Raw genomic sequence first — 13499 nt, forward strand, 5'->3', positions numbered from 1 at the left:
CATCCCCCCGAGGGCTGGGCAGGACAGGCTTCGAGTGAAGCGTACCAGAAGATCCCGGCGGCCCAACCGCCGCCGGGATTTTCATGGTGACGAAAAAATTTACTTAAACGGTCGCGAAAGCGGTCGTTCGTTGCTGTCGACGGCTCGACCTTCTGCCTTGGGGGTGGCGGGGAGCGTCAGCAACGGAGACCATTATGACCGTTATCGGTAGCAATATTTCCGCGCTTCGAGCGCAGAATGCTTCGACCAAAGCCAACGACGCATTGTCGACGGCCATGAACCGCCTGTCCACGGGCATGCGCATCAACTCGGCCAAGGACGACGCCGCCGGCCTCGCCATCTCGGCCTCGATGACCTCGCAGATCCGCGGCATGAACCAGGGCGTGCGCAACGCCAATGACGGCATCTCGATGGCGCAGACCGCCGAAGGCGCGCTCGACGAAGTCACCAACATGCTCCAGCGCATGCGCGAGCTCGCGGTCCAGGGCGCCAACGGCACCTATTCGACCACCGACGCCGCCAACATCACGGCGGAGCAGGATGCCCTGGGCGCGCAGATCAGCTCGATCGTCGCCAACACCAGCTATAACGGCAAGAATCTGTTCGCGACCGCGACGAACAACGTGACGATCCAGGCGGGCGCCAATTCGAGCGACACCGTCCAGATGTCGTTCAGCCAGCTCAACGCCGCGACGACCAAGCTGTCGGCCGTCGTCGACTTCACCGCCAACAAGATGAAGACTGGCCTGACGCTGAGCGCGTTCGACGATGCGATCGCCGAAGTGTCGACGACCCGCGCCGGCCTCGGCGCCGCGCAGAACCGTCTGCAGTCGGCGGTCAACAATCTGACCAACAATTCGACCAACCTGACCGATGCGCGCAGCCGCATCCAGGATGCCGACTTCTCGGCCGAATCGACCAACCTCGCCAAGGCCCAGATCCTGAGCCAGGCGTCGACGGCGATGCTCGCCCAGGCCAATCAGAGCTCGCAAGGCGTGCTCAAACTGCTGGGCGGCTGAGGCGCGTAAGCGCCACAGGCGTACGGCCTCGGCACCAACCCCCCTTCACAGGGTGTCGGGGCCGACCACGAACCCCGGCGGTCTTCGCGACCGCCGGGGTTTCTTGTGTTCACCTAATTACGGCTCGATCACGATCTTGCCGACCATCCGGCTGTCGCGCATCGCCTCGAATGCCGCGCGCCAGTCGGCCAGCGCGTATCGGCTATCGACCCGCGGGCGGATGCGGCCTTCCGCCGCCAGCGCCCAGATCGCGTCCTGATTCTCGCGGCCCTTCGCGGGGAAGCGGCGGCCATATTCGCCGGCGCGTACGCCGATCACCGAGAATCCCTTGATCAGCGGAATGTTGGTGGCGACGCTCGCGATCCGCCCCGAGGTGAAGCCGATCACCAGCAACCGCCCGCCGAACGCGATGCAGCGTGTGCTTTCGTCGAACACGTCGCCGCCAACGGGGTCGAAGATCACATCGGCGCCACTGCCGGTGATCTCCTTGACCGCCTCACGAAAGCCCGGCGCCGGCAAGGCAGCGTCGACCATATAGTCCGCCGCCAATGTCGCGAGCTTGTCCGGCGAGCGCGACGTCGCGATGACCCGCGCGCCGAGCGCCTTGGCCAGATCGACCGCGGCCAGCCCGACCCCGCCGGTCGCGCCGTGGACCAGCACCCACTCGCCGGGCTGGACATTGGCGCAGCGCACCAGCGAGACATAAGCGGTGTTATAGGCAGCCCCGACGCTCGCGCCCGCGGCGAAATCGAGATTGGCGGGAAGCCGCCGCACGCTGCGTGCATCGACAGCAACCAATTCGGCGAACCCGCCGAGCCGCGTCCCCGCGACCACCGCGTCGCCCGGCGCGAATCCGCTGTCGCGATCGGCGTCCACCACGTCGCCCGCGACTTCCATGCCGGGAACGAACGGCAGATCGGGCTTCAGCTGATATCTGCCCTCGGTCATCAGCAGATCGGGAAAGTTGAGCGACGCCGCGCGGACCCGGATCAGCACGTGCCCCGGCGCCCGCACCGGATCTGGCATCTCGGCCAGCGCGCAGCCGGCGAAATCGGGGCCGAGTTCGGAGACGAGCAGCGCTTTCATCGCCCTGCTCTCCCCCTTGGGCAGGCGCCGGTCAATCGCTGACACGTTGCGGATCGAAACCAATCTGCTAGCCAGACGTGCAACAGGAGAGACATATGGCAGGCGTGGTTCTGGTCACCGGGGGCAGCGGCTATATCGCCGGCTTCACCATCCGCCAGCTGATCGAGCAAGGCTGGACGGTCCGCGCCACCATCCGCAGCCTTGGCCGCGAAGCCGAGGTCCGCGACTGGCTGAAGGTCGACAATGACCGCCTGTCCTTCTTCGCCGCCGATCTGACCGGCAACGCCGGCTGGGCCGAGGCGATGGCCGGGTGCAGCCATGTCGTCCACATGGCCTCCCCCATCCCATTGCACAACGTGAAGGACGAGAATGAGTTGATCGTCCCGGCGCGCGACGGCGCGTTGCGCGCGCTCCGTTTCGCTCGCGATGCCGGGGTCACGCGGCTGGTGATGACCTCTTCGGTGGCGGCGATCTTCTATGGCCGCGCGGAGGGCAAAGACAGTTTCACCGAGGCCGACTGGACCGACGTAACTGCCAAGCAGGTCTCCGCTTATGCCAAGTCGAAAACGATCGCCGAGCGCGCCGCGCGCGACTGGATCGCGGCCGAGGGCGGTAGCCTGGAATTCGTCACGGTCAATCCCGGGCTGGTCGTGGGGCCGTTGCTCGGCACCGATTTCTCGCCGTCGCTCGAAGTGGTGAAGCGCGTGCTCGAGGGTGCCTATCCAGCCCTGCCCGATATCGGCCTGAACCTGGTCGATGTGCGCGACGTCGCCGACTTGCATGTCCGCGCGCTGTCCGCGCCCGACATCAGCGGCGAGCGTTTCATGGCGGTGGCGCCGCACGGTTTCCTCCGCCTGATGGAGATCGCCGCGATCCTGCGCGAGCGGCTGCCCGATCATGCCGGCAAGGTGCCGAAGCGGCGCATGCCCAATTGGGTGATGCGGATCGTGTCGCTGTTCGACCCCGCGGTGCGGCAATTGGTCGGCGAGCTCGGCAAGGTCCGCCACGCCGAGCCGACCCATGCGATGGAAAAGCTCGGCTGGCGCCCGCGCGCCGCCGCCGACAGCGTGGTCGACACCGCCAACAGCCTGATCGCAATGGGTGTTTCGAAGGTTTAGAGCGTGATGACGTGAGTTTGCCCCGCCGTGACGGAGCGGATTTTGGCGCAGGGCGAGGAACGAGGAGCGGAGCGATGCAAAATGCATCGTGACCGACGAGAGACGCTGCGCTGCGCTAAAAGGCGCCCGCCGCTTTGCGGTTGCCCGGGCGCGCCCGGGCAATCACGGCGAGTCAAACTCACGTCATCACGCTCTAAGTTGCCGAAGGCCGACGTCAGGTCTGGATTCGCCGTCACGCGCCCCCATCTCCGTAATACAAAAGGGGTATGGTGATGGTCAGCACATCGAACGACGGGATCATGACGGAATATTTCGTCAAATACGGGGTCATCAAAGCCGACAAACGCCATCGGCCCACCGAATTGCTCGAACTGCTCTACATCACCGACCGTTATCGTGCCGGCCAGGACCTCAAGAAAGCCAGGGCCGGCTACGATATTTCGGTGTGGCGCGGCGTCGACGCCGGCGAGATCGAGACGCGGCTGATCGATCTCGACCAATTCATGAAATCGCTCGCGCGTGACCGCGCCACCCTGTGGGGCGTGCCGAACTGAACTCGCCCGGCCCCGCCTGTTAAGCGTGGGCGGCTACTGGCTCCGCCACCTGCGTACTTAGCCCTCTCCCGCTTGCGGGAGAGGGAGGGGCCCGCCGCCGTAAGGCGGTGGGAGGGTGAGGGTCTTCTTTCTTCTTTTTGGGCGTCAACCGCTTGGAAGAAGGAAGAAGACCCCCACCCAACCTGCACCGGGTGAACAGCGCCCCGCGCTGTTCAGGTCATGCCGGGGGCATGACCGACCCGGCGCACCCGCTTGCGGGAGAGGGCGAACGACGCAGCCGTTGGAACTAAGCTGCTTCCGGCATTGGGAACCGATCGAGCAGCACGGCCCAATCGGTCGCGGCCATGCTCGGCCGCGCTTTCACCCACTCGATCCAGGCGGCGAGATTGGCATGGGGCGCGATCATCGCCGCGCCTTCGGTGAAATCGGGCATGAAGGCGAGGTGCGGGATCAGCATCAGATCGGCCAGGCTCAGCGCCGGCCCCGCGATATAGGCCTGGTCGCCGAGCAGACGCGCTAGCTCATCCACGACTTCCTGCGCGGCCGGGATCGCGGCCACCACCGCGGCGTCGTCGACCGCCATGCCGAACCGCGCCGCGACGAGGCGGGGGAAGGTCACCGCCCCGCTGAGCCGCGGCGCGACATAGGAATCGACGATCCCGATCACCTGGTTCATCCGCGCGCGCAGCCTGCAATCGACCGGCGTCAGCGCCGGCTCCGGCGCGACCTGATCGATATAATCGAGGATCGCGCGCGTTTCGTAGAGACGGAAATCGCCATGATCGAGCACCGGGATCTTGGCGAAGGGATGCAGCCGCGCTTTGTAATCGGGCGTCCGATTGCCGCCCATCGGCAAGGGATCAAGCCGCCAGGGCAGGCCCTTTTCCTCCAGCGCGAGCAAGGGCGCGCGGACATAGGGGCTGCCGGGAATGCCGTGGATCACGAAGTCGGTCATCATGCGTCCTTTTCGGTAAGGTCAGCGAACAATTGCAGCAGGCCCGGCCAGCCGCCGCCGAGCTGCGCGGCGATGCGCTCGGCCGACTCGCCGAAGCGTTCGAGCCGGCTGTGGGTGAGCGTCACGCGCGTGCCGATTCCGTCGGGCACGAACGTCACGTCGACTTCAGTGGTGAGATTAGGATCGTGTTTGAACGCGGCATCGATCTGCCAGCCGAGCAACACGCGACCGGGCGGTTCCCAGGCGAGCACCTTGCCCCATTCGGTCTCGACGCCATCCTCGTCGCGCTCGAACCAGCGCCCGCCGGCGCGCGGTTCGATCACCACCTCCTCGTGCGGCTTGGCGCCGATCGTCATGCCGCGCTTCCACCAGCGGCCGATCGACCCGGTGAACAGGGCAAAGGCGCGATCGGGCGGCACCGCGACGGTCACCGACTGGACGATCGGGGCAATGCTCATTCGGGGCTCTCCTGCTGGTCGGCAAAATCCTTGAAGGCGCTGAGCTGGTCGCCCCAGAAAAGGTCGAGCCAGTCGCGCAAGGCGCCCAGCCCGCGCGGATCGAGGCGGTAGACGCGGCGCGTGCCGTCGGGCGTGTCGGTCACCAACCCAGCCTCCTTCAGCACCTTGAGATGCTGCGACACGGCCGGCCGCGACACCGGCAGCCCGGCGGCGATCTCGCCCACCGCGCCGGGAGCGGCACCGACGCGCTCGAAGATCGCCCGGCGCGTGGGGTCGGCGAGCGCGTTGAGCGCGACGGCGATTCGGTTAGCCATGACTTACGGTAAGTCATGACTTACATATGAGTCAAGCACCTGATTCAGAAAGACGAAGGACTCTCCCCCGACCGAGTCATTTGCGCAGCACCCTCCGCTTGCTATTCCGGCGATATGGATCAACCGGTTGACCCGTCGAACGCCTATGACCAGGCGACACTGAATTTCTACGCCGACGAAGCGCCGGTTTATGTCGCGAGCGGCAAAGACGGAGTCAGCCGGTGGCTCGACGGTTTCGCTGACGCTCTAGCGGTCGGCGCTCGCGTCCTGGAGCTTGGATGCGGCGGCGGCAGGGATGCCGAAGCGCTGTTGGCGCGCGGCTTCGACGTCGATGCGACGGACGGGACGCCGGCAATGGCCGCCAAGGCCGCCGAGCGATTGGGGCGACCGGTCCGGGTCATGCGGTTTGACGAGCTTTCGGACGTGAGCAGCTATGATGCGGTTTGGGCCAATGCCAGCCTGCTCCATGTACCTTCCCCGGCACTCGCCGATATCCTCGCGCTGATCCTTCGCGCGCTGAAACCTGGAGGGCTGCACTTCGCCAATTACAAAGCCGGCGGGACCGCCGGTCGCGACGGGTTGGGGCGATATTTCAACTATCCCGACCGGGCCGCGCTGACCGCGGCTTATGCTCGTTCGGGCGATTGGGATGTCCTGTCCGTCACCGACTATATCGGCGGCGGATACGAAGGCGGTCAGGGACCGTGGATTGCGATCACGGCGCGACGGCCACCGGCTTGAAGAGCTAATCTCCGGCGTTGCATCGCTATCGGATCGACGACGCCTGCTCAGCCGTCAAGCGAACGGATGACCTTGGCCGGCACGCCGGCGACCAGACTGTTCGGCGGAACATCCCTGGTCACAACCGCTCCCGCCGCGACTACCGAATTCTCGCCGACAGTGACGCCGCCGATGATCGTCGCGCCGGCGGCGATCCACACATTGCGTTCGATCACGATCGGCGCCGCGGTCACGCCGTCGCGGCGCCGCGAGGGCTCGAGCGGATGGCCCGAGGTGATGATGCTGACATTGGGTCCGATCAGCACATCGTCGCCGATATCGACTCCGCCAAGGTCGTAGATCGTACAATTCTGGTTGATGAACACGTTGCGCCCGACCCGGATCTCGCTGCCGTGCGCGGTGTAGAAAGGCGGGATCAGCATGAAGCTGTCGTCGACCGGGCGGCCGATCAAGTCGCCGAACACTCGCCGGATCTCGTCGCCATCGGCATAGGTCAGGCGGTTGAGGACGGGCGTGATCGCCATCGCGCGCTGGGTGTTCGCCACCATCGCCGCCGATTCGGGCGTGCGGCGCTGGATCATGATCGTGCGATCCTTGTTCGACATTCGGGATACCTCGTCGCGACTGGCGGCCTGTCCAATAAAGAAGGGGCGCCCGCGATCGGATCGCGGACGCCCCCTTTAAGCTCGATATCTCGAATGCTTACCAGATATGGACGCGCTTTTCGGGCGGCAGATACAGCGCGTCGCCGGGCTTGATGTCGAACGCTTTGTACCAGGCGTCGACGTTGCGGACGATCCCGTTGACGCGGTACTTGGCCGGCGAATGCGGGTCGGTCAGCAGCAATTGGCGCTGCAGACCCTCGCGCAGCTTCGCCTGCCAGGCCTGGGCATAAGCGAGGAAGAAACGCTGGTCGCCGGTCAGGCCGCCGATCACCGGCGCCTTGCCGTGCTTCGCCTGATAGAGCTGATAAGCGGCGTAAGCGGTTTCGACGCCGCTCAGATCGCCGATATTCTCACCGAGCGTGAGCTTGCCGTTGATCTTGGTCCCCGGGATCGCTTCATAACCGTCATATTGCGCGGCGAGCGCGGCGGTGTGTTCTGTGTAGGATTTCTTCGCGCCGTCGGTCCACCAATTCTCGAACTTGCCGGTCGGGCCGAACTGGCTGCCCTGATCGTCGAAACCATGGCCCATTTCGTGGCCGATGATTGCGCCGATCGCCCCGTAATTGACCGCCGCATCGGCGTTGGGATCGAAATAGGGCGGCTGCAGGATCGCCGCCGGGAAGGTGATCTGGTTGGCGAGCGGGTTGTAATAAGCGTTCACCGTCTGCGGCGTCATGCCCCACAAACTGCGGTCGACCGGCTTGGGGAAACGCTGCAGGTCGAGCTGATGATCGAACTCGGCCGAGCGCATTGCATTGCCGAGCAGGTCACCGCGATCGACGCGGAGCGACGAATAATCGATATATTTGTCCGGGTTGCCGATGCGCGGTTCGAACGCGGTCAGCTTGACCAGCGCCGCCTTGCGGGTGGCTTCATCCATCCAGGCCGACTTGGCGATCTTTTCGCCATAAGCCGCGCGCAGATTCTCGATCAGCTCGGCCATCTTGGCCTTGCTCGACGCCGGGAAATATTGCTCGACATAGAGCTTGCCCACCGCCTCGCCGAGCGCGCCATTGGTCATCTGCACGCCGCGCTTCCAGCGGTCGCGCTTGACCTGCACGCCCGACAGCGTCTTCGAATAGAAGTCGAACCGCGCGTCGTCGAACGCCTTTGGCAGGAAGGTCGCGTGGTCGCTGACGAAGTGGAAGGCGAGATAGTCCTTCCACGTCTGCAGCGGCGTCGCGGTCATGATCTTGCCCATCGCGGTCAGCGCGGTGTTGTTGGTCATCAGCACCTTGGGCGACGATTCGAGCCCGGCGGTCTTGAGCATCAGCGCCCAGTCGAACTCTGGTGCCTTGGCCTTGAGCCCGGCGAGATCCTCGGGGTCGTTGAGCTTGGCGATGTCGCGGCTCTGCTCGGGCGACCATTGCTCCTTGGCCATCGCGGTTTCGAGCGCGAAGATCGCATCGGCCTTGGCCCCCGCGTTGGGAATGCCGGCCAGTTCCTGCATCTGCTGGATATAGGCGCGATACGCCTTGCGGAACGCGTCGTACTTCTCGCCCGGCAGCAGGTAGAAATCGCGCGGCATGCCCAGGCCACCCTGGCCCGCGACCGCGGTATAATGCTCGGGATCCGACAGGCTCGGGATCGTGCCGAGTTCGACCGGCGAGGCATAACCGGTCGACGCGAACAGGGTCTGCAGGCCGGTCAGGTCGCTGACCGCCGCGATCTTGCCGAGATAGGGCTTGAGCGGCTCGGTGCCCTTGGCCTCGATGCCGGCTTCGTCCATCCAGCTCGCGTAGAAATCGCCGACCTGCTTGCCGGTCGCGCCGTATTTGGCGGGATTGGCGGCCATGTCGTCGAGAATCTTGCGGACGTTGACCTCGGCCTCGTCGCTCAGGATGTTGCCGTAACCGACCGAGCCCTTGTCGGCCGGGATTTCGGTCCGCTTGGCCCAGGCGCCATTGGCGTAGGTCCAGAAATCGTCGCCGGCCTTGACCGCTTTATCCTGCGTGGTGAGGTCGATGCCGAACGCGCCGTAGCGCGGCGTCGCCGTCATCTTGGCCACTGCCGGAATCGCGATCGCCAGCGCCGCGGCGCTGATCGCCAGCCGGCCCAAAACCTTCTTGTTCATTTTATGAAAACTCCCGCCCTACGTGTATTATCCAAATATAGCGGCGGGCCAAAGCGCGCGCAATCGACTTCGCCAACAAACCCTGTCAGTCATCGGCATCATGGCGCGCGATATTCTGCACAAAATGAAGACGCTGGCGGGGGTGGGGTGGCGGCGCCAATTGTTGGTCGCGGAGGCCTGCGCCAGCATGTTCGCGGCGCGGATGCTCTTGCTCGTCCTGCCGTTTTCGCGAGTCGCGCGGCGGCTGGGCGACTTCGTCACCCCCGCCGACCCGCGCGTCGCCCAGCGCGCGGCGGCGACCACCCCGGACCAGGCGGCGACCGCGCGCACGATCGGCTGGGCAGTCCGCTCGGCCGCTCCGTTCATGCCGTTCCGCTCGGTCTGCCTGCAACAGGCGATGGCCGCGCACACGATGCTGCGGCGGCGCGGAATCGCCAGCGTGATGCATTTCGGCGCACGCCCGAACGACAAACGCGCGATCGATGCCCATGCCTGGCTCGACGCGGCGGGAGTCAAGGTGACCGGCTATCCGATCCCGCGCGACATGGGCGAGATTGCCTGTTTCGTGTGAAGCGATCGGCTTCCCCAATAATCGCGCTCGCCTTCGTCATTCGAGGCCGTACATTCACCCAAAATAACGTTTCCGCACCGTTTTGTACCGGGGAGCCTCCATGCTGTTCGATCGACGCCATCTGCTCCAGGCCGCGCTCGCTGCCGGCATTGCCGTCCCGCTGCGCGCTCAGAATTACGGCGCCGCAGCCAAGCCGGCCGATTTCCCCCCGGTCGACGCGCGCAGCGTTTGGCTGGTGGGCGACGATGCGTCGCGCAGCCCGTCGGACACCGTCGCCCAGTTGGCAACACTGGCAGGCAAACCAGGCAAGATTCGCGATTCCTACCTGACAGGCGGCGCCGTCGAGGATCTCGAGCAGGCATTTGCCGCCTTGCTCGGGAAGGAGGCCTGCGCCTTCCTGCCCACCGGGACGCTCGCCAACAACGTCGCATTGCGCGTGCTGTGCGGCGAGCATCCACATGCCTTCTGCCAGGCCGACAGCCATCTCTATCGCGACGAAAGCGATACCGCGCAGCGGCTGTCCGGGATCAATCTGGTGCCGCTCGGGCCCGGCCACGCCGCGCCGACGATCGCCGAGCTGGCCGCCGCGTTCGACGCGGCCGAGAAAGGGCCTTTTCCGCTCAAGGTCGGCGCGATCTCGCTCGAAAGCCCGGTGCGCCGGCTCGATGGCCAGATGATCGCGCCAGCCGACCTGACGGGGATCGCCGCACTGGCCAAGGCGCACGGTACGCGCTTGCATCTGGATGGCGCGCGATTGCTGCTGGCGCCACCGTCGATCGACGTGAAAGCTTATGCCGCGCCGTTCGATACCGTCTACGTCTCGCTCTACAAATATCTCGGCGCACCGTTCGGCGCGGTGCTCGCCGGGACCGCCGCCGATATCGCCCGCGCCCGCGAGTGGCGGCATCTTTATGGCGGGATGATTTATCAGGGCTGGGCGTCGGCGCTGCTGGCGCTCGACGGTCTCAAGACGTTCCCGGCGGCGATCGCGCGCGCGCACGCCCGGGTCGACGAATTGATGACGGCGCTCGAGCACGAGAAGCTGGCGAAGCGCCGGGCCTCGCCGGCACCGTCCAACATCCATTTCCTGGAGATGCCGGAAGCGCGTGCCACCGTCGCGTTCGAGCGCGGGCGCGTCGCCGGTATTCGGTTGGGTCGTTGGAAGGAAGGCGCAATCCCGCTCTACGCCAACGCCACGATCCTGCGGCGCGAGACAGCCGAGTATGTCGCTTTGTTCAAGACCTGACCGCGCCGTGAGTTTGAGGTGGCGGTGGAAACCCACCCACCAAGCGTCATGCCGGGCTTGTCCCGGCATCCACCGCGCAGCATCGCCTCAGCTCGATGGTGGAGGAGTGGACCCCGGGACAAGCCCGGGGTGACGACTTTCAGGATGGCACCGTCAGTCCGCCCAACTACTCGTCCAGGCCCGCTCGGTAGAGATCGAACGTCTCCTCATCGAACGCCACCAACAGGATGCGGTCAAAGCGGTCCGCCGCAGCCACAGTCTCGCGCACCGCGATCGCCGCCGCCTGTTCGCGCGGATAGCCGTAAACGCCGGTGCTGATCGCCGGAAACGCGATCGTGCGCACGCCCAGCCCTTCGGCAACCCTCAGGCTTTCGCGGTAACAACTCGTCAGCGTCTCGGCTTCGCCCTTGTCGCCGCCGTTCCACACCGGTCCGACGGTATGGATCACGTAACGCGCCGGTAGGCGGTAGCCGCTGGTAGCCTTGGCCTGGCCGGGATCGCAACCGTGCAGTGTGCGACACTCGGCCACCAACTCCGGCCCAGCCGCGCGATGGATCGCGCCGTCGACTCCGCCGCCACCGAGCAGCGAGGAATTGGCGGCGTTGACGATCGCGTCGACCTCGAGCCGCGTGATGTCGCCGCGAACCGCCTCGACTGGCATCAGCCGACCCGGTTCGTCACCAGATCGTCGACCACCGCGGGATCGGCCAGGGTCGAGATGTCGCCCAGGTTCGACACATCGCCCTCGGCGATCTTGCGCAGGATGCGGCGCATGATCTTGCCCGATCGCGTCTTGGGCAGACCCGGCGCGAACTGCACCGCGTCGGGCGAGGCGATCGGGCCGATCTCGGTCCGTACCCATTGCACCAATTCCTTGCGCAACGCCTCGCTCGGCTCTTCGCCGGCATTGAGCGTGACGTACGCGTAGATGCCCTGCCCCTTGATGTCGTGCGGGAAGCCGACCACCGCCGCCTCGGCCACCTTGGCATGAAGCACCAGGGCGCTCTCGACCTCGGCGGTGCCCATGCGGTGTCCGCTGACGTTGATCACGTCGTCGACCCGCCCGGTGATCCAATAATAGCCGTCCTCGTCGCGGCGGCAGCCGTCGCCGGTGAAATATTTGCCCGGATAGGTGGTGAAATAGGTCTGGAAGAAGCGGTCGTGATCGCCCCAGACGCTGCGCATCTGACCCGGCCAGCTCTTGGCGATGACCAGATTGCCCTCCGCCGCGCCGTTGAGGACAACACCGTCGGTATCGACGATCTGCGGATCGACCCCGGGAAACGGCAAGGTCGCGCTGCCGGGCTTGAGGTCGACGGCGCCGGGCAGGGGCGTGATCATGTGCCCGCCGGTCTCGGTCTGCCACCAGGTGTCGACGATCGGGCAGCGCCCCTCGCCGACCACTTCGTGATACCAGCGCCACGCCTCGGGATTGATCGGCTCGCCGACCGTGCCGAGCAGCTTCAAGGATGTGCGGCTGGTCCGCGTCACGTAATCGTCGCCTTCGCGCATCAGCGCGCGGAGCGCGGTCGGCGCGGTGTAGATGATCTCGACCTGGTGGCGGTCGACGACCTGCCAGATGCGGCTGGCGTCGGGCCAATTGGGCACGCCTTCGAACATCAGGCTGGTCGCGCCGTTGGCGAGCGGGCCATAGAGGATATAGCTGTGCCCGGTGACCCAGCCGATATCGGCGGCGCACCAATAGATCTGACCGGGCCGGTAATCGAAGGTCAGTTCGTGGCTGAGGCTGACCCAGACGAGATAGCCGGCAGTGGTATGGAGCACGCCCTTGGGCTTGCCGGTCGATCCCGAGGTATAGAGGATGAACAGCGGATCCTCCGCGTTCATCGGTTCGGGCCGGCACTCGGCGGACGCCTGCTCGACCAGGTCGTGATACCACAGATCGCCGTCGCCCATCGCGACGTCGCCGCCCGTCGCCTTGACGACGATGACCTTTTTCAGCCCCGGCGCATGGCGGCGCGCGGCATCGACATTGGCCTTGAGCGGGACTTTCTTGCCACCGCGCCGGCCTTCGTCGGCGGTGATCACCAGGGTCGATCCGCAATCCTCGATTCGCCCGGCCAGCGCTTCGGGCGAGAAGCCGCCGAACACCACCGAATGGATCGCGCCGATCCTGGCACAGGCCAGGATCGCGACCGCCGCTTCGGGAATCATCGGCATGTAGATGGTGACGCGATCGCCCTTGGCGACGCCCTGGTCCTTCAGCGCATTGGCGAAGCGGCAGACGTCGCGGTGGAGCTCGCGATAGGTGATGCGGCGCGGCTGTTCGGTGGGATCGTCGGGCTCCCAGATCAGCGCCACCGTCTCGCCGCGCGTGGCGAGATGACGGTCGAGGCAATTGGCCGAGGCGTTGAGCACGCCGTCCGCGAACCAGCTGATGCGGAAATCGTCCTGGCCGAACGACCAGTCGCCGGCCATTTCCGGCCGCTTGATCCAGTCGAGCCGGCGTGCCTGTTCGAGCCAGAAGGTGCCGGGATCGGCCAGGCTGCGCCCGTGCAGCCTTTCATACGCCGCGCGATTGACCTTCGCGCGCTTGGCCCAATCGGCCGGTACCGGATAGACGCTCTGCTCGGACATGCTCTCTCCTTAGGGCGGCATGCCGCCCTAATCGTTTGTGGTCGCATCGCGTCGCGGAAAACCGTTGCCCACTTTTCCGCGCGATGCTCGAACGCCCTCC

The 13499-nt window shown here is 65.8% G+C and carries 14 protein-coding genes; 6 read left to right on the forward strand and 8 right to left on the reverse strand.

Going from position 1 to position 13499, the window contains the following annotated elements:
* The first annotated feature begins 194 nt into the window (after positions 1-194).
* Positions 195-1019 carry a flagellin N-terminal helical domain-containing protein gene (locus AC1DRD_RS18015; RefSeq protein ID WP_478033007.1) on the forward strand — a complete coding sequence of 275 codons (825 nt, stop codon included), beginning with the start codon at positions 195-197 and terminating at the stop codon, positions 1017-1019.
* A 117-nt stretch (positions 1020-1136) separates the two neighbouring features.
* Here AC1DRD_RS18015 and AC1DRD_RS18020 read toward each other — a convergent pair whose 3' ends face one another.
* Positions 1137-2105, reverse strand: a complete 969-nt coding sequence (locus tag AC1DRD_RS18020; RefSeq protein WP_478042426.1) for an NADPH:quinone oxidoreductase family protein — start codon at positions 2103-2105, stop codon at positions 1137-1139.
* Between the two features lie 95 nt (positions 2106-2200).
* Here AC1DRD_RS18020 and AC1DRD_RS18025 point away from each other — a divergent pair, with 95 nt between their 5' ends.
* Both AC1DRD_RS18025 and AC1DRD_RS18030 read left to right on the forward strand, forming a co-directional pair.
* Positions 2201-3223: an NAD-dependent epimerase/dehydratase family protein gene (locus AC1DRD_RS18025; protein WP_478042428.1), complete on the forward strand. Its 1023-nt coding sequence runs from the start codon at positions 2201-2203 to the stop codon at positions 3221-3223.
* Between the two features lie 272 nt (positions 3224-3495).
* Positions 3496-3777, forward strand: a complete 282-nt coding sequence (locus AC1DRD_RS18030; protein ID WP_478033003.1) for a hypothetical protein — start codon at positions 3496-3498, stop codon at positions 3775-3777.
* A gap of 286 nt (positions 3778-4063) precedes the next feature.
* Here the strand turns inward: AC1DRD_RS18030 and AC1DRD_RS18035 are convergent, their stop codons facing one another.
* From AC1DRD_RS18035 to AC1DRD_RS18045, 3 genes are read right to left on the reverse strand one after another with little or no spacing between them, the layout of a single operon-like run.
* The gene (locus tag AC1DRD_RS18035; RefSeq protein WP_478042430.1) at positions 4064-4732 is read right to left on the reverse strand and encodes a glutathione S-transferase family protein; all 669 of its coding nucleotides are present in this window, start codon (positions 4730-4732) and stop codon (positions 4064-4066) included.
* Positions 4732-5190: an SRPBCC family protein gene (locus AC1DRD_RS18040; RefSeq protein ID WP_478042432.1), complete on the reverse strand. Its 459-nt coding sequence runs from the start codon at positions 5188-5190 to the stop codon at positions 4732-4734. The genes AC1DRD_RS18035 and AC1DRD_RS18040 overlap by 1 nt, the downstream gene beginning before the upstream one ends.
* Positions 5187-5504 carry an ArsR/SmtB family transcription factor gene (locus AC1DRD_RS18045; RefSeq protein WP_478042433.1) on the reverse strand — a complete coding sequence of 106 codons (318 nt, stop codon included), beginning with the start codon at positions 5502-5504 and terminating at the stop codon, positions 5187-5189. Before AC1DRD_RS18045 ends, AC1DRD_RS18040 begins: the two co-directional genes overlap by 4 nt.
* A 114-nt stretch (positions 5505-5618) precedes the next feature.
* Here AC1DRD_RS18045 and AC1DRD_RS18050 point away from each other — a divergent pair, with 114 nt between their 5' ends.
* Positions 5619-6245 (forward strand): class I SAM-dependent methyltransferase, encoded by a 627-nt coding sequence (locus tag AC1DRD_RS18050; RefSeq protein WP_478042435.1) that lies wholly within the window; start codon positions 5619-5621, stop codon positions 6243-6245.
* Positions 6246-6292: 47 nt separating this feature from the next.
* Here the strand turns inward: AC1DRD_RS18050 and AC1DRD_RS18055 are convergent, their stop codons facing one another.
* Entirely contained in the window at positions 6293-6850 is a 558-nt protein-coding gene (locus AC1DRD_RS18055; protein ID WP_478042437.1) for a sugar O-acetyltransferase, read from the reverse strand.
* Between the two features lie 97 nt (positions 6851-6947).
* Positions 6948-8984, reverse strand: coding sequence for a M13 family metallopeptidase (locus AC1DRD_RS18060; protein WP_478042439.1), 2037 nt, complete (start codon positions 8982-8984; stop codon positions 6948-6950).
* 100 nt (positions 8985-9084) lie between these two features.
* Here AC1DRD_RS18060 and AC1DRD_RS18065 point away from each other — a divergent pair, with 100 nt between their 5' ends.
* Both AC1DRD_RS18065 and AC1DRD_RS18070 read left to right on the forward strand, forming a co-directional pair.
* Positions 9085-9555: a lasso peptide biosynthesis B2 protein gene (locus tag AC1DRD_RS18065; RefSeq protein WP_478032995.1), complete on the forward strand. Its 471-nt coding sequence runs from the start codon at positions 9085-9087 to the stop codon at positions 9553-9555.
* Positions 9556-9655: 100 nt separating this feature from the next.
* Positions 9656-10801: a threonine aldolase family protein gene (locus tag AC1DRD_RS18070; protein WP_478042440.1), complete on the forward strand. Its 1146-nt coding sequence runs from the start codon at positions 9656-9658 to the stop codon at positions 10799-10801.
* Between the two features lie 166 nt (positions 10802-10967).
* Here the strand turns inward: AC1DRD_RS18070 and AC1DRD_RS18075 are convergent, their stop codons facing one another.
* The gene (locus tag AC1DRD_RS18075) at positions 10968-11462 is read right to left on the reverse strand and encodes an O-acetyl-ADP-ribose deacetylase (protein WP_478042441.1); all 495 of its coding nucleotides are present in this window, start codon (positions 11460-11462) and stop codon (positions 10968-10970) included.
* Positions 11462-13399: an acetate--CoA ligase gene (acs, locus tag AC1DRD_RS18080; RefSeq protein WP_478042443.1), complete on the reverse strand. Its 1938-nt coding sequence runs from the start codon at positions 13397-13399 to the stop codon at positions 11462-11464. The genes AC1DRD_RS18075 and acs overlap by 1 nt, the downstream gene beginning before the upstream one ends.
* Positions 13400-13499 lie beyond the last annotated feature (100 nt).

It is taken from the genome of Sphingomonas sp. P4_G2 (genome assembly GCF_056401155.1).